The 21,072-nt window shown below is 69.4% G+C and carries 18 protein-coding genes and 2 pseudogenes; 4 read left to right on the top strand and 16 right to left on the bottom strand.

Going from position 1 to position 21,072, the window contains the following annotated elements; genetic code table 11:
- Window positions 1–9: 9 nt before the first annotated feature.
- The 3 genes from SGFS_RS05480 to SGFS_RS05490 are packed head-to-tail and all read right to left on the bottom strand — an operon-like array spanning window position 10 to window position 4,599.
- Complete coding sequence (locus tag SGFS_RS05480; RefSeq protein ID WP_286248072.1) at window positions 10–2,022, bottom strand: ABC transporter permease; 2,013 nt, start codon at window positions 2,020–2,022, stop codon at window positions 10–12.
- Entirely contained in the window at window positions 2,022–3,110 is a 1,089-nt protein-coding gene (locus SGFS_RS05485) for a quaternary amine ABC transporter ATP-binding protein (RefSeq protein ID WP_286248074.1), read from the bottom strand. Before SGFS_RS05485 ends, SGFS_RS05480 begins: the two co-directional genes overlap by 1 nt.
- Window positions 3,111–3,129: 19 nt before the next feature.
- Window positions 3,130–4,599 (bottom strand): aldehyde dehydrogenase family protein, encoded by a 1,470-nt coding sequence (locus SGFS_RS05490; RefSeq protein ID WP_286248076.1) that lies wholly within the window; start codon window positions 4,597–4,599, stop codon window positions 3,130–3,132.
- A 218-nt stretch (window positions 4,600–4,817) separates the two neighbouring features.
- Here SGFS_RS05490 and purU point away from each other — a divergent pair, with 218 nt between their 5' ends.
- On the top strand, window positions 4,818–5,699 hold the full coding sequence (gene purU / locus SGFS_RS05495) for a formyltetrahydrofolate deformylase (protein ID WP_286248077.1): 882 nt from the start codon (window positions 4,818–4,820) through the stop codon (window positions 5,697–5,699).
- A gap of 101 nt (window positions 5,700–5,800) precedes the next feature.
- Here the strand turns inward: purU and SGFS_RS05500 are convergent, their stop codons facing one another.
- On the bottom strand, window positions 5,801–6,637 hold the full coding sequence (locus SGFS_RS05500; RefSeq protein WP_286248078.1) for a methylenetetrahydrofolate reductase: 837 nt from the start codon (window positions 6,635–6,637) through the stop codon (window positions 5,801–5,803).
- A gap of 3 nt (window positions 6,638–6,640) precedes the next feature.
- Window positions 6,641–8,317, bottom strand: a complete 1,677-nt coding sequence (gene betA / locus SGFS_RS05505; protein ID WP_286248079.1) for a choline dehydrogenase — start codon at window positions 8,315–8,317, stop codon at window positions 6,641–6,643.
- A 203-nt stretch (window positions 8,318–8,520) separates the two neighbouring features.
- Here betA and SGFS_RS05510 point away from each other — a divergent pair, with 203 nt between their 5' ends.
- Window positions 8,521–9,267: an IclR family transcriptional regulator gene (locus SGFS_RS05510; RefSeq protein ID WP_286259811.1), complete on the top strand. Its 747-nt coding sequence runs from the start codon at window positions 8,521–8,523 to the stop codon at window positions 9,265–9,267.
- A 10-nt stretch (window positions 9,268–9,277) separates the two neighbouring features.
- Here SGFS_RS05510 and SGFS_RS05515 read toward each other — a convergent pair whose 3' ends face one another.
- The 7 genes from SGFS_RS05515 to SGFS_RS51330 all read right to left on the bottom strand — a co-directional run bounded on the left by SGFS_RS05515 (window position 9,278) and on the right by SGFS_RS51330 (window position 14,965).
- Window positions 9,278–10,408, bottom strand: a complete 1,131-nt coding sequence (locus SGFS_RS05515; RefSeq protein WP_286248081.1) for an aromatic ring-hydroxylating oxygenase subunit alpha — start codon at window positions 10,406–10,408, stop codon at window positions 9,278–9,280.
- 130 nt (window positions 10,409–10,538) lie between these two features.
- Window positions 10,539–11,702 (bottom strand): NAD(P)/FAD-dependent oxidoreductase, encoded by a 1,164-nt coding sequence (locus SGFS_RS05520; RefSeq protein WP_286248082.1) that lies wholly within the window; start codon window positions 11,700–11,702, stop codon window positions 10,539–10,541.
- Entirely contained in the window at window positions 11,699–12,061 is a 363-nt protein-coding gene (locus tag SGFS_RS05525; RefSeq protein ID WP_286248083.1) for a bifunctional 3-phenylpropionate/cinnamic acid dioxygenase ferredoxin subunit, read from the bottom strand. The genes SGFS_RS05520 and SGFS_RS05525 overlap by 4 nt, the downstream gene beginning before the upstream one ends.
- Before the next feature lie 254 nt (window positions 12,062–12,315).
- On the bottom strand, window positions 12,316–12,948 hold the full coding sequence (locus tag SGFS_RS05530) for an MBL fold metallo-hydrolase (protein WP_286248085.1): 633 nt from the start codon (window positions 12,946–12,948) through the stop codon (window positions 12,316–12,318).
- Window positions 12,948–14,033 carry an S-(hydroxymethyl)mycothiol dehydrogenase gene (locus SGFS_RS05535; RefSeq protein WP_286248088.1) on the bottom strand — a complete coding sequence of 362 codons (1,086 nt, stop codon included), beginning with the start codon at window positions 14,031–14,033 and terminating at the stop codon, window positions 12,948–12,950. The genes SGFS_RS05530 and SGFS_RS05535 overlap by 1 nt, the downstream gene beginning before the upstream one ends.
- 420 nt (window positions 14,034–14,453) lie before the next feature.
- The gene (locus SGFS_RS51325; protein WP_350283979.1) at window positions 14,454–14,609 is read right to left on the bottom strand and encodes an NAD(P)-dependent oxidoreductase; all 156 of its coding nucleotides are present in this window, start codon (window positions 14,607–14,609) and stop codon (window positions 14,454–14,456) included.
- Window positions 14,606–14,965, bottom strand: a complete 360-nt coding sequence (locus tag SGFS_RS51330; RefSeq protein ID WP_350283980.1) for a hypothetical protein — start codon at window positions 14,963–14,965, stop codon at window positions 14,606–14,608. Before SGFS_RS51330 ends, SGFS_RS51325 begins: the two co-directional genes overlap by 4 nt.
- 320 nt (window positions 14,966–15,285) lie before the next feature.
- Between SGFS_RS51330 and SGFS_RS05545 the strand changes: the two are divergent.
- Together SGFS_RS05545 and SGFS_RS05550 are read left to right on the top strand one after the other, a co-directional pair.
- A pseudogene (locus tag SGFS_RS05545) lies at window positions 15,286–16,127 on the top strand (aconitase family protein); the annotation flags it as partial.
- A 27-nt stretch (window positions 16,128–16,154) separates the two neighbouring features.
- A complete protein-coding gene (locus SGFS_RS05550) occupies window positions 16,155–16,439 on the top strand; it encodes a hypothetical protein (RefSeq protein WP_286260452.1) in 285 nt (94 codons plus the stop codon).
- A gap of 39 nt (window positions 16,440–16,478) precedes the next feature.
- Here SGFS_RS05550 and SGFS_RS05555 read toward each other — a convergent pair whose 3' ends face one another.
- The 4 genes and pseudogenes from SGFS_RS05555 to SGFS_RS05570 all read right to left on the bottom strand — a co-directional run bounded on the left by SGFS_RS05555 (window position 16,479) and on the right by SGFS_RS05570 (window position 20,832).
- Window positions 16,479–18,869: a SpoIIE family protein phosphatase gene (locus tag SGFS_RS05555; protein ID WP_286248090.1), complete on the bottom strand. Its 2,391-nt coding sequence runs from the start codon at window positions 18,867–18,869 to the stop codon at window positions 16,479–16,481.
- A gap of 194 nt (window positions 18,870–19,063) precedes the next feature.
- A complete protein-coding gene (locus tag SGFS_RS05560; protein ID WP_286259813.1) occupies window positions 19,064–19,801 on the bottom strand; it encodes a VOC family protein in 738 nt (245 codons plus the stop codon).
- A gap of 216 nt (window positions 19,802–20,017) precedes the next feature.
- A pseudogene (locus SGFS_RS05565) lies at window positions 20,018–20,170 on the bottom strand (twin-arginine translocation signal domain-containing protein); the annotation flags it as partial.
- Between the two features lie 116 nt (window positions 20,171–20,286).
- Window positions 20,287–20,832 (bottom strand): hypothetical protein, encoded by a 546-nt coding sequence (locus SGFS_RS05570; protein WP_286248092.1) that lies wholly within the window; start codon window positions 20,830–20,832, stop codon window positions 20,287–20,289.
- Window positions 20,833–21,072: the final 240 nt, after the last annotated feature.

Here is a 21,072-nt window from a genome sequence, read left to right on the forward strand (position 1 = left end):
CCGTGCTCCTTATGCGCTCACGCGTCGCGCGGCTGCCTGAGTGATCCGGTCGAACATGACTCCGAGAAGGACGATGGCGAGCCCCGCCGCGAGCCCCTTCCCGTACAGCTGCCCCTGTGAGAATCCGGCCACGACGTCGTAGCCGAGGGCGCCCGCTCCCACCAGGCCGCCCACAACAACCATCGACAGCACGTAGATCAGGCCCTGGTTGGTCGCGAGCGTCAGGGCACTGCGTGACATCGGCAGTTGAACCTTGGTGATGATCTGCCAGTTGTTGCACCCGGCGGCCGTGGCCGCCTCGACGGTGGTGGCCGGCACGGCCCGCACCCCATCCGCGATGATCTTGATGGCGACCGGCGCCGCGTACACGATCGCCGCGACGATGGCCGTGAAGCGGGTCGCGCCGAACAGCGCGAGGAACGGCACCAGATAGACGAACGGCGGCATGACCTGCGCCGCGTCCAGCGTCGGCCGCAGCACCCGGTCCACCAGCGTGCTGCGCCCCATCCACACCCCGACGGCGACCCCGAGCAGCATCACCAGCACCGTGGCGACGAGGGTCGACGCCAGCGTCGTCATGGCGTCCGACCACAGGCCGGTGGCGACCAGCAGGCCCACGCACATGCCCGCTATGGCCCCGGCGCGCGGGCCGCCGAGCACCGCGCCGAGCGCGATCAGCACGGCGCCGACGAGCCACCACGGGGAGTCGGTCAGCAGCGACTGGAAGGGGTTGAGCAGGCCGTTGGTGATGCCGTCCCGGAAGGCGTTGGTGACGCCCGAGAGGCTGTCCTGCACCCAGGTGGTCGCGGTGTCCGCCGTGCTCGCGATGGAGCTGCCGATGCCGCCCTCGCCGGGGAACTCGGCCGCCCACAGATAGGTGTGCGACATGTAGACGAGGACCGCCGTGACCGCCGCGCCCGCCCAGAGAAGCGGCCTGCGCCACTTGAGGAAGCGGTTCTTCGAACGCCGGGCCTCCTCCTCACGCGCACTGGCCGCGGTGGTGACCCGGTCGAGGACGATCGCCATGACGACGATGGCGAGGCCCGCGTTGAAGGCCGTGCCCACGTCGAGCGACTGCAGTGCCTGCATGACGGTCTTGCCGAGACCGGGCGCGTCGATCAGGGCCGCGATGGTCACCATGGCCAGGGCGGCCATGATCGACTGGTTGACGCCCATCACCACGGTCCGCTTGGACATCGGCAGCAGGACCTTCAGCAGCGCCTGCCACCGTGTCGCACCCAGTGAGTCGGCCGCCTCCACAGTGGTCCCCGGCACCGACCGGATGGCGTGCGCGGTGATACGGATCGCCGGCGGCGCCGCGTAGATCACGGTGGCGATGACGGCGGAGGCACCGCCGATGAGGAAGAACAGGGTCAGCGGGGCGAGATAGACGAAGGTCGGCATCGTCTGCATGAAGTCCAGGAACGGCGTCACGATCCGGTTGAACCGGTCGGACAGCCCCGCCCACACCCCCAGCGGGATCGCGAACAGCAGCGCCACGAGGACCGCGCAGAGGACGAGGGCCAGGGTGTCCATGCTCTGCTGCCACAGGCCCTGCAGCCCGAAGAAGGTGAAGCCCGCCACCGCCAGGAGGGCGACCCGCCAGTTGCCCACGGCCCAGGAGACGTAACCCACGATGCCGACGACGCCGAGCCAGCCGATCTGGGGGACGGGGCGGCCGACGGAGGGCTGGGAGATCAGTTCCCGGAGGAAGGTCACCAGGGTGTCGATGACCAGCCGGATCTCGTTGAAGAAGTAGAGGAACAGCGGGTTGGAGTTGCGATTCGCGCCGATGGAGTCGTTGAGGTCGTTGATCCAGCGGTGCAGATCCGTGAGGTCCGCCGCGGCCAGGGCGAGCGTCTGCTTGCCACGCAGTACGGCGAAGAGCACCAGCCAGGCGACCAGGATCACGGCCACCACCGTGCCGCGCCCGATCTTGCGTACGCGGGCGGCGGGTGCGGCGGCCGGGGGTACGGCGTCCGTCTTCTGGGGTTGTTCCGGCTTCTCCACGGCGACGGTCATCACATGCCGCCTTCCTGCCCGGCGACCACCGCGAGGATCTCCTCGTCGCCGACGATGCCGAGCAGTTCGCCGTTCTCGACGACCTTGACCGGCTTGTCGGCCGCCAGCACCGCCCGGGTGGCCTCCCGCACCACGACGTCCGGGCCCAGCTCGGGACCGTCAAGGGCGTCGCCGTCCTCGACCGGGCGCATGATCCACCGCAGGGTGAGCACGTCGCCGCGCGGGACGTCCTTGACGAACTCGCGTACGTAGTCGTCGGCGGGGGCGCCGACCAGTTCGTCGCCGGTACCGCACTGGACCATCTTGCCGTCGCGCATGATGAGGATCCGGTCACCGAGCTTGAGTGCCTCGGAGAGGTCGTGGGTGATGAACACCATCGTCTTGCCGACCTCGTGGTGCAGTCGGATGACCTCGTTCTGCATGTCACGGCGGATCAGCGGGTCGAGCGCGGAGAACGGTTCGTCGAAGAAGAGCACGTCCGGGTCGCCGGCCAGTGCCCGGGCGAGGCCGACGCGCTGCTGCATACCGCCGGAGAGCTGGTCGGGGTAGGAGTTCTCGTAGCCGGCGAGGCCGACCAGTTCGACGACCTCCAGGGCCCGCTTGGTGCGCTCCGCCTTGCTCATGCCGCGGATCTCCAGACCGAAGGCCACGTTGTCGACGACCCGGCGGTGGGGCAGCAGCCCGAAGTGCTGGAAGACCATGGAGAACTTGCGGCGGCGCAGGTCACGCAGGCGTTTGGCGTCCGCCTCACGGATGTCCTCGCCCTCGAAGACGAGTTCCCCGGCAGTGGGTTCGATCAGCCGGGTCAGACATCGCACCAGGGTGGACTTGCCGGAGCCGGACAGGCCCATGACGACGAAGACCTCGCCCTTGCGGACGTCGAAGTTCACATCGCGCACGGCCGCGGTGCAGCCGGTGCGGTCCATGAGCTCGCGGCGGGTGAGGCCGCACAGCTCCTCGGAATCCGGCACCCGGTCGGCCTTGGGCCCGAACACCTTCCACAGCCGGCGCACGGATATGACCGGAGTACCGTCCGAATCCTGAGGCGTGTCCCACCGCTGCGGGACCTCGGTCTGCGTTGAAGTCACGATCGACCTCTTTCGGCGTTCAGCCGCGGAACCAGTGTTGCGGCCGGGGTTGGATGTTCTGCCAGATGTGCTTGGGCTCTCGGTACTCGTTCAGGCCGGTCGGTCCCAGCTCCCGGCCCACGCCCGAGTGTCCGAAACCACCCCATTCCGCTTGCGGCACATAGGGGTGGTAGTCGTTGATCCACACCGTGCCGTGGCGCAGCCGCCGGGCGACCCGCTGGGCCTTGCCCGCGTCCTGCGTCCAAACGGCTCCGGCGAGTCCGTACTCGGTGTCGTTGGCGATGCGTACGGCGTCGTCCTCGTCGGTGAAGCGCTCCACGGTGAGCACGGGCCCGAAGGACTCCTCGTGCACCACGCGCATGTCCTGCGTGCACTCGTCGAGCACGGTCGGCGGGTAGTAGTGGCCGTCGGCGAGAGCGGGGTCGTCGGGCCGCTCGCCGCCGCAGCGCAGTACGGCGCCCTCGGCGAGGCCCGCGGCGACGTACGCCTCGACCTTCTCACGGTGCTGGGCGGAGATCAGTGCCCCGGTCTCGGCCTCGGGGTCGAAGGGGCCGCCGAGGCGGATCTGCCGGGCGCGGCGGACGACCTCGTCGACGAAGCGGTCGTGCAGGGAGTCCTCGACGATCAGCCGGGCGCCTGCCGAGCAGACCTGACCGGAGTGCAGGAACACCGCCGTGAGGGCGAAGTCCACGGCCGTCTCGAAGTCGGCGTCGGCGAAGATCACGTTGGGGTTCTTGCCGCCGAGCTCCAGCGCGACCTTCTTCACGGTCGCCGCGGCGGTGGCCATGATCCGCTTGCCGGTCTCCAGTCCCCCGGTGAAGGAGATCATGTCGACGGCCGGGTCCTCGGAGAGCGGGGCGCCCACCTCGGGCCCGGTGCCCAGGACGAGGTTGGCGGCGCCCGCCGGGAGCCCGGCCTCCGCCAGGGCCTTCATCAGCAGGATCGAGGTGGAGGGGGTGAGCTCGCTGGGCTTGAGGACGAGCGTGTTGCCGGCGAGGAGGGCGGGCGCGACCTTCCAGGACGCCTGGAGCAGCGGATAGTTCCAGGGGGTGATGAGCCCGCAGACGCCGATGGGCTCGTAGATCACGCGGCTCACGGCGTCGTCGCGGCCGGTGTCGATCACCCGGCCGGCGTCGGTGCCGCCGAGGCCCCCGTAGTATCGGAAACAGGACACGACGTCGGCGATGTCGTACTCGCTCTCCACCAGCCTCTTGCCGGTGTCCAGCGACTCGGCGCGGGCGAACACCTTGGCGTCGCGCTCGATGAGGTCGGCGGTGCGCAGCAGCAGGGCGCCCCGCTCCCGCTCGGGAGTGTGCGGCCAGGGGCCCTCGTCGAAGGCTCGGCGGGCCGCGGCGATCGCCGCCTCGGTGTCGGGACGTGTCCCCTCCGAGACGGTCGCGGAGAGCGAGCCGTCAGCGGGACAGCGGATCTCCCGGTGCCCTCCGGCCACCGGATCCCGCCATTCCCCAGCCACATACAGGTCTGCCACGCGCCAAGCCCCTCAGCCGAAATGCGTTGCGCATTGTGCATCAAATTGCTTGTGGTGGAACACCATGGCCAACGTCATAGACCTGCGTCAAGAGGTTGGAGGATGACGATTCAGCCAGCGGACACTTCCGCGACCAACTCTTGACCGCGAGCGAAGTCGAGCCGACCATGTTGCGTATCGCTCACCTTGTTGTGCAATACGCACCGACGGAGGCCGACGTGTCCCCTAACACCCCACGACCGCAATCTGGCCGTGAGTTCGTCCTCACCCTCTCGTGTCCCGACAGCGCCGGACTGGTCCATGCAGTGAGCGGCTTCCTCGTCAGGAACTCGGGCAACATCCTGGAGAGCCAGCAGTTCGATGATCGACTCCAGGGCCGATTCTTCATGAGGGTCCACTTCGACGTCTCCGATCCGGACGCGAATCTGAAAAATCTGCGTTACCGATTCGGTCCCGTCGCCGAGGCGTACCGCATCTCGTGGACCCTGCGCGAGGCGTCCACCCCGACCCGGACGCTCATCATGGTGTCCAAGTTCGGCCACTGCCTCAACGATCTGCTCTTCCGCCGGCGCACCGGCGCCCTGAACATCGAGATCCCCGCGATCGTCTCCAACCATCGCGACTTCGAGGGGCTGGCGGAGACCTACGGTGTCCCCTTCCATCACATCCCGGTCACCAAGGACACCAAGGCCGAGGCCGAGGCGCGCCTGCTGGAGCTGGTGCGCGAGCTGGACGTGGACCTGGTGGTGCTGGCCCGCTACATGCAGATCCTCTCCGACGACCTGTGCAAGCAGCTCGAGGGCCACGCCATCAACATCCACCACTCCTTCCTCCCCAGCTTCAAGGGCGCGCGTCCGTACGAGCAGGCCTACGACCGTGGTGTGAAGCTCGTCGGCGCGACGGCGCACTATGTGACTCCGGACCTCGACGAGGGCCAGATCATCGAGCAGGACGTCGTCAGGGTCGACCACTCGCTCGACCCCCGGGACCTGGTCACGGTCGGCCGGGACGTCGAGGCCCAGGTACTCGCGCACGCCGTGAAGTGGCACAGCGAGAACCGCGTCATGGTGTACGGCAACCGCACGGTGGTCTTCCGCTGAGCGGTACGGCAGGACGGCGGGGCGGAGCTGGGGGTCCAGCTCCGCCCCGCCGCCGTATACGGGCGTGAGGGGCTTCGCCCCCCTCACGCACGCATCAAAACTCAGCCCTCGAGCCGCGCGAGCACCGCGCGGCGCCACGCCTCCGTCTCGGCGATCTGGTTGAACGTGAACAGGTGCAGGCCCGCCACACCCGCCGAAGGGGCGGTGAGCGCGTCCTCGGCGCGGGTCAGCAGCCTCTCCGGCGAATAGCCCCCAGGCGTCGCGAACCGCACGAACCACGAGGCGTGCTTCGTCAGGAAGCGCGTCGACTCCCCCACACCGATCTTCGTCGCCATGGCCAGCAGCTTCGCCCGCTGCACCGGCCCGGCCACCCCCAGGTGCACCGGCAGACCGACGTCCCGGCGCCGTATCCGCGCGATCCACTCCCCGAGCACCCGCGGATCGAAGCACAGGTTGCTCACGATGTACGTGGCGTGCTCGCGCTTGTCCCACATCGCCTGGATGGTGATGTCGTCATGGATGAGCGGATGACTCTCGGGGTAACCGGTGACGCCGACATGCGCGAAGGGCCTGCCCAACTCGCTGAGCCTGCGCAGCACCGGCAGCGCCCCGTCGTAGGTCCCGGCCGGCGGATCGGCGTCGCCCGCCGGGACGAAGACGTCGTCCACGCCCGACGCGCGGAGCCTGTCGACGACGTCCTTCAGCTGTGCGTCGTCCCGCAGCAGCCGCGCCGGCACATGCGGGACGACGCGGTAGCCGTGCGCCGCGAGCCGGGCGGTGAGATCGAGGGTCGGCTCCAGGCCCTTGACCGGCGACGCCGTCACCGTGACGACGACGTCGCGCGGGACATGGGCGAGGACCTTGTCCTCGGTGGCCTTCGCGGGCAGCACCTCGTAGCGGACGCTCTCCAGCAGCGTCCTCAGCCCTGCGGCACCCAACGTCTACCCGGCCTGCTGCTGGTCGTCGCGGTGGCGGTAGTACACGGCCTCGGAGGCTGGCAGCGGCTTCTTGCCGAGGATCAGGTCGGCGGCCTTCTCCGCGATCATCATCACCGGCGCGTAGATGTTGCCGTTGGTGACGTACGGCATCACCGAGGCGTCGACGACGCGCAGCCCCTCCACGCCGTGCACCCGCATGCTCTCCGGGTCGACGACAGCCATCTCGTCGGCGGAGGGGCCCATCTTGCAGGTGCAGGACGGGTGCAGAGCCGTCTCGCCCTCCTTGGCGACCCATTCGAGGATCTCCTCGTCCGTCTCCACCTTCGCCCCGGGCGAGACCTCACCGTCGTTGTAGGGGGCAAGGGCGGGCTGGTTGAGGAGCTTTCGCGCGACCCGGATCGCCTCGACCCACTCGCGGCGGTCCTGCTCGGTGGACAGGTAGTTGAAGCGCAGCGCCGGGTGTTCGCGCGGGTCCTTGCTCTTGATCTTCACCGAGCCGATGGCGTCGGAGTACATGGGGCCCACGTGCACCTGGTAGCCGTGGCCGCCGGCGGGCGAGGAGCCGTCGTAGCGGACGGCGATGGGCAGGAAGTGGAACATCAGGTTGGGGTAGTCCACGTCGTCGTTGCTGCGGGCGAAGCCGCCGGCCTCGAAGTGGTTGGTCGAGGCCGGGCCCTTGCGGAAGAGCCACTGGAGCCCGATGAAGGGGGCACGCCACTTGGCCATGTACGGCTGCATGGAGACGGGCTGCTTGCAGGCGTACTGGACGTAGACCTCCAGGTGGTCCTGCATGTTCTCGCCGACGCCCGGGAGATCGTGGACGACGTCGATGCCGAGGGCGCTCAGTTCCTCCGCGTTGCCGACGCCGGAGAGCTGGAGCAGTTGCGGGGAGTTGATCGCGCCGCCGCAGAGGATGACCTCCTTGGCGCGGACCTGCGTCAGGGCGCCCTTGCCGCGCTGGTACTCGACGCCGACGGCCTTCTTGCCCTCGAAGAGGACGCGGGTGACCAGGGCGCGGGTGGTGACGGTGAGGTTGGGACGCTTCCTGACGGGCTTGAGGTACGCCTTGGAGGCCGACAGGCGGCGACCGCGGGAGACATTGCGGTCGAACTTGGCGAAACCTTCCTGGCGATAGCCGTTGACGTCCTCGGTGGGCGCGTAGCCCGCCTCCTGGGTGGCCTTGAGGAAGGCACCGAAGAGCGGGTTGGTGGCCGGGCCGCGTTCGAGGACGAGGGGGCCGTCGTGGCCGCGGAACTCGTCGTCCGGGTCGGCCGCGAGACAGTTCTCCATCCGGCGGAAGTACGGCAGACAGTGCGCGTAGTCCCAGCTCTCCATGCCGGGGTCGGCCGCCCAGCGTTCGTAGTCCATGGGGTTGCCGCGCTGGAAGATCATGCCGTTGATGCTGCTGGAGCCGCCGAGCACCTTGCCGCGCGCGTGGTAGATGCGCCGGCCGCCCATGTGGGGCTCGGGTTCGGACTCGTACTTCCAGTCGTAGAACCGGCTGCCGATGGGATAGGTCAGCGCGGCGGGCATGTGGATGAACACGTCCCAGGGGTAGTCGGGCCGGCCGGCCTCCAGCACCAGGACCCGGTTGGCCGGATCCGCGGAGAGCCTGTTCGCCAGTGCACTGCCGGCCGATCCGCCGCCGACGATGACGAAGTCGTACTGCAAGGGAGCCATGGTGCCCTCGTCTCGCTCGCGCCATAGATACGCGAGGCATGCTAGTACTGGTAGCGCTATACGCACCAGGTTGCGAGCAACGCAACTTATAAGACCTTGGTTTCTACCCTGTTACTTGCAATCGCGTTGTTTACTCCGCGTATAGTTTCGCTGTGAGCAACCACAGCCAAGACACCGAAGCGACAAATTCACAGGCCGGCGGAGTGCAGTCGGTCGACCGCGCCATCAGCGTCCTGGAGATTCTGGCCCAGCGCGGCGAGGCGGGCGTCAGTGAAGTGGCCGCCGAGATCGATGTTCACAAGTCCACCGCGTTCCGTCTACTCGGTGCCCTGGAGTCACGCGGCCTGGTGGAACAGGCCGGCGAGCGCGGCAAGTACCGCCTCGGCTTCGGCATCGTCCGGCTGGCCGGCGCGGTCACGGGCCGGCTCGACATCACCCAGCAGGGCCGCCCGATCTGCGAGCGTCTCGCCGAGGAGATCGGCGAGACGGTCAACATCGCGGTGATGCAGGAGCAGTACGCGATCAACCTGTACCAGGTGCGCGGCCCCGCGGCCGTCGCCGCGCACAACTGGGTCGGCGAACTGACCCCGCTGCACGCGACGTCCAGCGGCAAGATCCTGCTGGCGCACCTGCCCGCCAGGCAGCGCACCGCGCTGCTGGCCGAGGCCGGCCTGAAGAAGGTCACCCCGCACACCATCACCGCGAAGGCGAAACTCGAGAAGAACCTCGCCGAGGCGCGGGAGCGCGGGTACGCCTGGACGCTGGAGGAGTTGGAGATCGGGCTCCACGCCCTGGCCGCGCCGATCCGCGACAAGGACGGAGAGGTCATCGCGGCGGTCACCGCTTCCGGGCCCTCGTACCGGTTCACCGAGGAGCGGATGCACGAGCTGGCCCCCGCGCTGGTCAAGGGCGCGGAGGAGATCAGCCAGCGGATGGGTTACCTGGGCTGAGCGCCCACGGCTAACCCTGGTGGGCGCCCAGGCGCTCGTTCACCCAGTCGTGGAAGGCGCCGATGTGGTGCTCGCTGGGCACGAGGACGCCGCCCTTGGCGTACATCCGGGAACTCATCCCGGGCTGCGTGCGCTCGCAGGCGTCGAAGTCCTGCCGGTTGACCCGGTCGAAGAGCTCCACGGACCGGCTGACGTCCTTGCCGCTGTCGACGACGTGCGGGAGGTAGAGCCAGTCGCACTCGACGATCGTGCGGTCGGCGGCCACCGGGTACATACGGTGGAAGATCACATGGTCGGGGACGAGGTTGATGAAGACCTGCGGCTTGATGGTGATCGCGTAGTAGCGGCGGTCCTGTTCCTCGGCGACGCCTGGAATGCGGTCCAGGCCCTCGCTGCCGTCGACGGTGAAGCCCTGGATCTCCTCGCCGAACTCGGCGCCGTGGCCGACGTAGTACTGGGCGGCGTAGCCGTCGGCGAACTCCGGGAGCACCTCGGTGAGTTCGGGGTGGATCGTGGCGCAGTGGTAGCACTCCATGAAGTTCTCGATGATGAGCTTCCAGTTGGCCTGTACGTCGTAGACGATCCGCTTGCCGACGGAGAGGTTGTCGATGTCGTAGCGCTCGATGGACTCGACGTCGCCGAGGCGCTCGACGACCGCACCGATCACGTCCTCCTCGAAGGACGGCGGGTTCTCCGCCAGACAGACCCAGACATAACCGAGCCATTCGCGCACGGCCACGCTCGCCAGGCCGTACTCGGTGCGGCCGACGTCGGGCATCTTGGTGAGGTTGGGCGCCGCGACGAGCTTGCCGTTCAGGTCGTAGGTCCAGGCGTGGTACGGGCACTGGAAGGCCCGCTTGACCTCGCCGGTCTCCTCCGTGCAGAGCTTGGCGCCGCGGTGCCGGCAGACGTTGAAGTAGGCGCGGATCGAGTTGTCCCGGGCGCGGGTCACGAGGATGCTCTCGCGGCCCACGTCGACGGTGCGGAAGGCGCCGGGCTTCGCCAGTTCGGAGGCGCGCGCGACGCAGAACCACATGGTCTCGAATATGCGCTCCTGCTCCTGGGCGAAAATGCCCGGATCCGTGTAGGAGGAGCCGGGGAGGGTGGCGATCAGGCTGTCCGGCAGGCTGGTCGAGGTCACGGTGCACTCCTCGGGAAACGTCGTGGATCGGACTGTCACACGCCGGGAAGAGCGACTCCGGACGGTGTTGTGTATAGAGCAACGCTACGCGCCATATGAAACCGCAGCATGGGATGTCGTGCGACCGCTGTCAAGAGGTGGCCGCGGCGAGCTGCTTGCGCCAGCGGGTGAACAGCCGCGGCTGGTTCATCCCGAGCACGGCGACCGGCTCACCGGCGCGCCGGTAGACGGCCAGGACGTTGCGGTCGTCCGCGGCGCCCTCCTCGATGGTGACGCTGTCGGCGCCGACCGAATGCCCGGCGAACTGGATCTTCACGCCGTACTGGTCCGACCAGAAGTACGGCGGCCGGGGCACGCCCGACTCCACCGCGCCCCCGGCCAGCAGCGTGGCGACGGCCACTGCGGGGCGCTCCAGCGCACCGGTCCAGTGTTCGACTCTGCGGTGGGCGCCCGCGCGGGGGTCGTACCAGTTGGCGCAGTCACCGACCGCGACCACGCCGGCCAGGCTGCTGCGACCGTCGGCGCCGCACTTCACGCCGTTGTCGAGCGTGACGCCGGACCCTTCCAGCCACTCGACGCACGGGCGCGCGCCCACACCGACGACGACGATGTCGGCGGGGATCGTGCGACCGTCCTCCAGCAGGACGGCGTCGACCCGGCTCTCCCCGCTCAGCCCCTTGACGCCCACACCGCACAGCAGCCGTACACCGTGGTCGGTGTGGAGGCCGGAGACAATGGTGCCCATGTCGGCGCCGAGCGGGCCGGCGAGCGGGGTCGGGGCCGCCTCGATCACCGTCACGTCGAGGCCGAGGGCGTACGCCGTGGAGGCGACCTCGGCTCCGATGAATCCGCCGCCGATCACGACGAGCCGTCCGCCTCGGGCGAGTTCGTCCCGCAGGGCGAGCGCGTCGTCCAGGGTGCGCAGGACGTGCACTCCGGCCAGCCCGTCGGAACCGGGCAACCGCCGTGCGGCCGCGCCGGTCGCGATGACGAAGCCGTCGGCCCGGATCTCCCTGCCGTCGGCGAGCCGGACGGCACGCTCCCTGGCGTCCAGTCCGGTGGCGCGGGTGCCGAGCAGCCACTCCGCCCGCAGATCCTCGCCGTCCGTCTCCAGCACGAGGTCGGCCTCGCCGACCTCACCGGCCAGGAACTCCTTGGACAGCGGGGGCCGGTCGTAGGGACGGTGGGGCTCGTCACCGATGACGACCAGCCGCCCGTCGTAGCCCTGCTTCCGCAGCGAGCGCGCCGCCGACAGTCCGGCCAGCGAGGCGCCGACCACGGCCACCGTCCTCACGCGGGACCCCCGGCGAGCCGGGCTGACACGCAGGGCGGCAGGTTGGGGGCCTCCGTGGACACCTTGACGTAGATCATGCCGTCCTCGACGACGACCTCGTGGGTGCGGACGGGGAGCTTGGCCGGCGGGGCGTCGACCGCTCCGGTCCTCAGGTCGAACTTCGAAGCATGCAGCGGGCATTCCACCTCGCAGCCCTCCAGCCAGCCGTCGGCGAGCGAGGCGTCCTGGTGGGTGCAGGTGTCGTCGATGGCGAACACCTCGCCGTCGTCGGTGTGGAACACCGAGACCGGCGGTTCGACATCGAGCCGGATGGCCTCGCCTCGCGGGAGATCCGCGAGACGGCACGCGGGAATCATCATGACACCTCGGTGCGTATAGCGAAACGGATTGCGGTAAGCGCAACATCAGTCTGAGGTCGCCCCGAACCCTTGTCAAGGCATCCAGAGAGCATGGAACCGGACCTCCAAGGGTTTCTTTTGACGCAACAGAGTGCGCAGTAAACAACAGCGAGGGGCGTCAGGAGCCCGCCGCCGTGGGCACATGAAGGCAGCCCGCCTCCCCGGCGCGCAAGGCCGGGGAGGCGGGCGGGTTCCTGCTGGTGGGCGGCAGGCGATCAGAAGCCTCGGTCGATCCACTCCTGGAGGTGCGGGGCCTCCGCGGCTACGGTGGTCCGCTCCCCGTGTCCGGTGTGCACGACGGTGTCGCCGGGCAGGGTCAGCAGCCGGTCCCGGATCGAGTCGACGATGGTCGGGAAGTCACTGTACGACCGTCCCGTGGCCCCCGGCCCGCCCGCGAAGAGCGTGTCACCGCTGAAGAGGGCTGTCAGGGCCGGCGCGTACAGACAGACCGCACCGGGAGCATGGCCGGGGGTGTGCAGCACGGTCAGCTCGACGCCCGCGACCGTGAGGACCTGGCCGTCGGCGAGTTCGCCGTCGGGGGTCCGGTCGGGGTGGGTCTGTTTCCACAGCGGCAGATCGTCGGGGTGCAACAGGATCGGGGCGCCGGTGCGCCCGGCGAGGGCGGGCGCGGCGTCGATGTGGTCGTTGTGGGCGTGAGTGCACACGATGGCCCGCAGGGCGCGTCCACCGAGGGCTTCGGCGATCGCCTCGGCGTCGTGGGCGGCGTCGATGACGACGGCCTCGGTGTCGTCGCCGATGATCCACACGTTGTTGTCGACGTCCCAGGTGCCGCCGTCGAGCGAGAAGGTTCCCGAGGTGACGAGATGCTCGATGCGGGCGCCCGGCATCACAGCACCACCACCGAGCGCAGGACATCGCCGCCGTGCATCCGCTCGAAGGCCTTCTCGACCTCGTCCAGCGCGATCGTCTCCGTGACGAAGGCGTCCAGGTCGAGGCGGCCCTGGAGATAGAGGTCGACGAGCATCGGGAAGTCACGGGAGGGCAGGCAGTCGCCGTACCAGGACGACTTCAGCGCGCCGCCCCGTCCGAACACGTCGAGCAGCGGCAGCTCGAGCTTCATCTCCGGGGTCGGCACCCCGACCAGGACGACCGTGCCGGCGAGGTCGCGGGCGTAGAAGGCCTGCTTGTACGTCTCCGGGCGGCCCACCGCCTCGATGACCACGTCGGCGCCGAAGCCGCCGGTCAGCTCGCGGATCGCCTCGACGGCGTCGGTGTCGCGCGAGTTGACGGTGTGGGTCGCGCCCAGCTTCCGGGCGGTCTCCAGTTTGCGGTCGTCGATGTCCACGGCGATGATCTTCGCCGCGCCCGCCAGGTTCGACCCGACGACGGCCGCGTCCCCGACGCCGCCGCAGCCGATGACGGCCACGGTGTCGCCGCGTCCGACGTTTCCGGTGTTGATGGCGGCGCCGATGCCGGCCATCACACCGCAGCCCAGCAGACCGACGGCGGCCGCCGAGGCGGCCCGGTCGACCTTGGTGCACTGCCCGGCCGCGACCAGCGTCTTCTCCGCGAAGGCCCCGATGCCCAGCGCGGGGGAGAGTTCGGTGCCGTCGAGGAGGGTCATCTTCTGCTTGGCGTTGTGCGTGTTGAAGCAGTACCAGGGGCGGCCGCGCTGACAGGCCCGGCACTGGCCGCAGACGGCTCGCCAGTTGAGGATGACGAAGTCACCGGGCGCGACGTCGGTCACGCCCTCCCCCACCGACTCCACGACACCCGCGGCCTCGTGGCCGAGGAGGAAGGGGAAGTCGTCGTTGATGCCGCCCTCGCGGTAGTGCAGATCGGTGTGACAGACCCCGCAGGCCTCGATCTTCACCAGCGCCTCACCCGGACCGGGGTCGGGCACGATGATCGTTTCCAGGCTGACGGGGGCGCCCTTCCCCCGCGCGACGACAGCACGGACCTGGTGAGTCATGGCCACTCCTCAGCTGGTGCGAGACCTGAATCCAAGTTGCTCATTACGGCACACTCATCGTGTACCGCAACACAGCATGGGGGAGGGTCGACCGAGGGTCAAGGATTGGACGTGCGTGGGGTTGGGGACCTGCCGGTGCGGTGGCGGCCAGGGGCCGGTGTCGGGTCCGGGTCGGGGTCCGGGGTCGGTGATGCGGCTACTCGGCGGGGTGCGGCGAGGGAGCGCGGGAGGGAGCCCGTGGCACTCCGGGGGCGGGGGCCTGCCCCTGTATCAGGGCGCGGCGTGATCAACCGCATCGGCGACGGTGCCGCCGCGCCGGGATCGACCAAGGACAGGGCTGCGAGCCGTACCCCTGTATGTACAAGTCGACGGGCGCAGCCCCGTTGTATGCACAAGTCGCCGGGCGCAGCCCCGTGGTCGTCAGTCGGTGAGCACGGGGCTGCGGTGGATCCACTCGGTGCCGTGGGCCGCCTTGTGCATGAAGGCGGCGACATCCGCCCTGCTGATCGTCGGATTGCCCTTCATCGGCAGCCGGTCAGCCGCGCCGAACGTGCCCTTGGCCGAGTCGTTGGTCAACCTCGTCGGGAGGACACGGTCCAGTCCAGCCCGCTGGAGCGGATGCGCTCGTCCGCGATCGCCTTGTCCGCGTAGACCGACCGCAGCAGCGAGCGGTAGATCAGTTTTTGGGCGGTGCTCGACCAGTCGAGCGTGTGGCCGACCCCGGACGACGACAGCCACGGCCCGACGGCCGCGCGCCTGTCGCGATGACAGCGAAGCGGACAGCTGTGAGAGACGGCCCGGCCGGCCCAGCCGTTGCCGCGGACGCGCTCGGCCATGAGGTTGCCGAGGAGGGCGGTGCGCAGGGGGCGTGGCCGTCGACCACCACGAGCGAGAACGGCCGGAAGCTCTACGCCGCGAACGAGCGCGGCCACGCCATCGTCATCTACGGCACGGACCGACAGATTGTATCAGTGAGCGTGTTAAGACAATATGAGCGCAGTCGCCACGCCTACGACAGCAGGGGATCATGAACGCCGACCGCACCGCGCTGCTCACCGTCGGGCGCCGCTCCTACCGCTATCAGCCCTTGGACCGGATCCTGCCGCCCGCGGAGCTGGACGCCCTCCCGTACGCGATCCGGGTGTTGCTGGAGAACGTGGCTCGTCGGGCGCCGGAATCGCTTGCGGACGTGGTGTCGCGGATGCGCGCCGGGAGCGGCGCGGGTGAGGTTCCCGTGCACCCGAACCGGATCATGCTGCACGACACGACCTGTCTGCCGGCGCTGGCCGACTTCGCAGCCATGCGGGACAGCGTCGCGGAACTCGGCGGGGATCCCGAACGGCTGCAGCCGTCGATTCCCGTGGACCTGACCGTGGACCACTCCGTGATCGTCGAGGAGTACGGCCGCGCGGACGCCGTCGAGCGCAATCTGCTGATCGACTTCCACCGCAACGGCGAGCGGTACGAGATGGTGAAGTGGGCCGAGCGCAGCGTGGACAACTTCCGTGTCGTGCCGCCGGGGACCGGCATCATCCACCAGGTCAACATGGAGGCGCTGGCTCGCGTCGTCTGGCAGGACGACCCGGGTGACGGCGGCCTGCCGGTGCTGCACCCGGACGTGCTGGTCGCGACCGACAGCCACACCCCGATGATCAACGCCCTGGGCGTCGTCGGCTGGGGCGTCGGCGGCCTCGAAGGGCAGGCCGCCATGCTCGGTGAGCCGGTCACCATCCCCTACCCGGACGTCGTCGGTGTCCGCCTGACGGGACGGCTGCGCCAAGGCGTCGGCGCCACCGACCTCGCCCTGACCCTGACCGAACTGCTGCGCGTCACGGACGTGGTGAACAAGTTCGTCGAGTTCTGCGGCGACGGCGTCACCACACTGGGCTGGGCAGAACGCGCCGCCGTCTCCAACATGGCACCCGAGTACGGCGCGACCTGCGTCTACTTCCCTACGACGACGAGACCGCCGCCTATCTCCGCCTGAGCGGCCGGGAAGAGGAACACGTCCGTCTCGTCGACGCCTACCTCACCGCCCAGGGGCTCAAGCGCACCGACAACCGTCCGGTTCCCCACTATGACCAGCTGCTCGACCTCGATCTGGACACGGTCGAGCCCAGCGTGGCGGGGCCGAACCTGCCGCACCAGCGGCTACTGCCGCTCGAGTTCGCCGAGGGCGACGACGCGTCGTCCCACTCGTTCAGCAGCGGGCAGGAGCTCTCCTTCGAGGGGCTCGACAGCCTGGACGTCGGCACCAACCACGTCACCCTCCGCCTACGAGGGGCGGAGGGACGGTACGCCTCGGCGGAACTGAGGTTGCGGATCTTCTCCCGCCAGGAGCTGGCCTACCTCCGGCACGGGGGCATCCTCCCGTACGTGGTCCGCCGCGCCCTTGCCTCGCCGTGAGCCGCAAACCGGGCGGCCTCCCTCCACGCGGACCAATTCCTACGGAGTGCGCACCTCGTCGGGAAGGGCCTGTTCGGCCCAGATGGTCTTGCCCGTGCGGGTGTGGCGACTGCCCCAGCGTTGGCTGAGCTGGGCGACCAGCAGGAGGCCGCGGCCGCCTTCGTCGAATGCACGGGCCCGGCGCATGTGCGGAGCGGTGCCGCTGGAGTCGGAGACCTCGCAGATGAGGGTGGAGTCGCGGATCAGCCGTAGCTGGATGGGGGACCCGCCGTAGCGGATGGCGTTGGTGACCAGCTCGCTGACGATGAGTTCGGTGACGAACGCGACGTCCTCCAGCTGCCAGGCGGCGAGTTGCTCGCAGGCCAGCTTGCGGGCACGGGCGACGAATTCGGGGTCGGCGGGAACGTCCCAGGTGGCGACCCGCTCGGCGTCCAACGCGTGGGTGCGGGCCAGGAGAAGGGCGACGTCGTCGGCGGGGCGATCCGTCAGCAGCCGCCCCAGAACGCCGTCACACATCTCTTCCAGGGGACGGCCCACACCGCCCAGAGTCTGGCGCAGCAGGGCGAGGCCGCCGTCGAGGTCGTGGTCGGGTGCCTGGACTAGGCCGTCGGTGTACAGGGCGAGCACGCTGTTCTCGGGGAGGTCGAACTCCGCGGTCTCGAAGGGCAGACCGCCCACGCCCAGCGGCGGCCCGGTCGGCAGGTCGAGGAACACCGCTTCGCCGCCGGGGGAGACCAGGGCCGGTGGCGGGTGGCCGGCTCTGGCCATGGAACAGCGGCGCGTGACCGGGTCGTAGACGGCGTACAGGCAGGTGGCACCGATCTCGCCCGGGCTGCCGGCGTCCTCGGCACCGTCCGCCGTCGTCTCGGCATCCAGGCGCAGGACGATGTCGTCGAGCCGGGTGAGCAGCTCCTCCGGAGCCAGATCCACATCGGCCAGAGTCCGTACGGCGGTGCGCAGCCGGCCCATCGTGGCGGACGCCTGCACTCCGTGGCCGACGACATCGCCCACCACCAGTCCCACTCTGGCCCCGGACAAGGGAATGACGTCGAACCAGTCACCGCCGATCCCGGCACGGGAGCTGGCCGGCCGGTAACGGGAAGCGACCTCGACAGCCGCCTGCCGTGGCGCACGGTGCGGAAGGAGACTGCGCTGCAGCTCGAGAGCGATGGCACGTTCACGGGTGTAGCGGCGGGCGTTGTCCACGCACACCGCGGCACGCGCGGCCAGCTCCTCGGCCAGCAGCAGATCATCCTTGGTGAAGGGCTCCGGGGTCCGGTGGCGGGCGAGGACCGCCAGGCCGAGGGTGATGCCACGGGCTCGCAGCGGCACCGCCATCAGTGAGTGGATGCCATGGGTCTCGATGCTGCGGGCACGCTCGGGCGAGCCCGCAGCCCACAGGGGCCGGGTGGTGTCGTCGAGCACGTACATCAGGGCCCGGCCCGTGGCCAGCGCACGGTCCGGCGGCGAGTCCTCGTCATAGGTGTGCCTGCTTCCCACCGCGATCACGGCCTCCGGACAGCCCTCCAGCACAGACCGCTCAGCCGTGCGACGAAAGACCAGAAGATCGCCGCTGGGCGACGGAACCGCTTCCTCACCGGCCAGCACGGAATCCAACAGGTCCACGACGGCGAAGTCGGCGAGATAGTCCGTGTACACCTCAGCCAGTTCCTCGGCGGTGCGCGCCACGTCCAGGGTGGAGCCGATCCGGTTGCCGGACTCGTTGAGCATGCTCAGGCGTCGGCGGGCCAGGAACTGTTCCGTGCTGTCCATCGCCGCCAGACACATGCCCCGCACCGCGCCCATGCCGTCCTTCAACGGGCTGAGGGACACCAGCCACGCGTGCTCACGGCTCTCGCCGGGCGCGCGCAGCCATGCCTCGTACGGCACCGACTCACCCGTGCGCAGCACGCGCTGCACCGCGTCGTCGAGCCCCTCGAAGCCCCGGAGCCGTCGCCGCCCGTCGGCCGACTCCCCCACGCGCCGGCCCAGCAGGTCCTCCTCCGGCCTGCCCATCACCCTTTCCATCGCGGAGTTCGCGGACACCGCGAGCCCGTCATGATCGAAGAGCGCGATCGGAACGGGAAGCTGGTCCAGAGCCCACCGCCGGAGCCGGACCGCGGGCTCCGGCACCGTGGCCGTCAGGAACCACTGCACTTCCCCCGCCGAGTCCACCAGCGGATGGGCCTCCAGTTCCAGGTGCACACCGTGACCGTCCTGATGCCGTACGCGAACGGGGCCGCGCCACTCGCTCCGTTCGGCCAGGCAGCTCCGGGCCGAGGCCGGAAGGACGTCGGCCAGCAGCTCGGCCGCCCGGCGGCCGAGGACATCCCCCGGCTCGTATCCGAGCACCCGGCGGGCGTCGGCGCTCCACGCGATGACCACCCCCTTCGCGTCCACCGCGGCCGAGGCGACACCGTGCTGGCCCATCGTTCCTTCTCTCCACACGACCGGAGCCGCCGTCAGTGGGCTCACGGATCGACTGCCGACAGTACTTTCAGGGTTCATTGTGCGCCGGGCACTCCGCACGCCGCGCGCGACTCGTTACCAACAGCCACGACGGCGAAGCGTCGAAGCGCCCCTGGCCTCGGGGTTCGCATCGCACGCGCCGGGCCCTCGCCACGCTACCGGGGCGTCAGCACACAGAACTCGTTGCCGTCGGGATCGGCCAGCACCACCTGGCCGGTGTCGCCCTGACCGGTGTCGCCCTGGCCGGTGTCGATGCGGGTCGCCCCGAGGGAGAGCAGACGGTCGATCTCTGCCTGCCGATCACCGTGGGCAGGGGGCGCGAGGTCGAAATACAGCCGGTTCCTGCCTGGCTTCGGCGCCACCGGTGGACCACCCCATGTGATCTTCGGGCCGCCGTGCGGTGAGCGGATCGCGGTCTCCTGGTCCTGGTCCCAGACCAACGGCCACCCGAGTGCTTCGCTCCAGAAGTACCCGACTTCCTGGGAACCGTCGCAGGCGAGCGCTCCGACGAAGCCGCAGTCGGCGAGGAACTTGTTGTCCGGCCCGATGACACAGAACTCGTTGCCTTCGGGGTCGGCGAGCACGACATGATCATCGTCCGGGCTCTGGCCGATGTCTATGTGCCGTCCGCCAAGTCCCAGCGCCCTGGTCACCGTCTGCCGCTGATCCTCCGGGGACGTACTCGTCAGATCGAAGTGCATCCGGTTCTGGACGGTCTTCGGCTCCTCGGTCGGAAGAAAACGGATGCGGAACCCGGTGTCATCACTGGGCAGCAGCGCGACGCCGTCCTGTGGATCGTCGGCCAGCTCCCACCCCAGAACCCCGGACCAGAACCGCGCGAGACGTAATGGCTGACTTGCGTAGAAACTGAGTGCGAACAGTTGACAGGTCATTCTCCGGCGCATCTCCGATCCACTGACTGACCACTGTCGACAGGGCACCTTGTCAGCCCCCGAACAGAAGCCTAAGCGTGACACGGCGTCACCCGCAGCCAAGTATTCGATCTCTTGGGACTGGGCGGCGAATACTTGGATGAGCCAGTCACCGTCCCGGTAGGGGATGCCGTCCGGCGAGGTGGCTGTCCTGGCGGCGTCCTCCGCGTGGGCTTCGCCGGTGCCGACTACGCCCAGTGTGGCGGCCCCCACCGTGACCGCCGCTCCCTTGAGGATTCCACGCCGGGACAGCGCTCCGGGGCGGGCGGCTCGATCCGTGCCCAGCCGGTCACGCCCACGCTCACCAGGTGGACCCCCGGCCGGTTTCACCGGGCCGAGGGTCCTCCGTGCGCACCTCCTCGCGACACTCGGGGTAGTCGCCTCCGAAGGCAATCAACTGGTGGTACTCGTCAAGCGGCTGTCGAGGCGTCGTGTGTCGATGTCGTTCATGGCTCGGTCAGGGTGACTTCGTCGCAGTGGCCGTCGCCGCTCCCGGGGACGAGGTGACAGTAGATGCGAGCGGTGGTCACACCTGCCCCTGGCGTGAAGGTCGTCGACTGTTTCAAGTAGGTGCTCGACGTGGTCGACGCGCTCGTGAGCGAGAAGTCACCGTTGCGCCAGGGCACTGTGTGGCCGTACTCGGAGTTGCCGTTGATCACGTGGTTCTCGACGGGGGTCGGCGCCGGCCCGACCCGAGCCGCGTAGGTTCCGCTGTGGGCACCCGAGTTCACCACTGAGCGGTCAAGCTCAACCCCTGCGGCCAGCTGGAGCCACTCGCCGCGCCCGCCGCGATCAACGCCATCGTGGCCGGGGTGACCGCGGTCCGGGAGGCCATCGGCCCGTAGCGCGACCTGGCACTCCACTTCCACGGCCGGTTCAGCGGAGCGATGTCCCGCCGCGTACTGCCCCTCCTGGAGCCCTGCTGCCGCCCATGTGACTTCCGCTCGGTGCTCTCCGACGGCATCGCCGTGGCCCAGCCCGACATCAGCCACGCCGGCGGCATCTCCGAGTCCCGCCGAATCAGCCGCGATGGCCGAGGTGTACGGCGGACTGCTGGACCACCTCGACGACGCCACGCCCTCCACCTTCCGTGACGGCTACATCGACCACCCCACCGCCCCCGCCCCGGCATCGGCATCGGCATCGGCATCGGCATCGGCATCGACGAGGACGCGGTCCGGGCCGCCGCGGAACGCGGCCACCGCTGGCGCAACCCGGACCGGCGCAACACG

The organism is Streptomyces graminofaciens (assembly GCF_030294945.1).
GTDB lineage: Bacteria > Actinomycetota > Actinomycetes > Streptomycetales > Streptomycetaceae > Streptomyces > Streptomyces graminofaciens.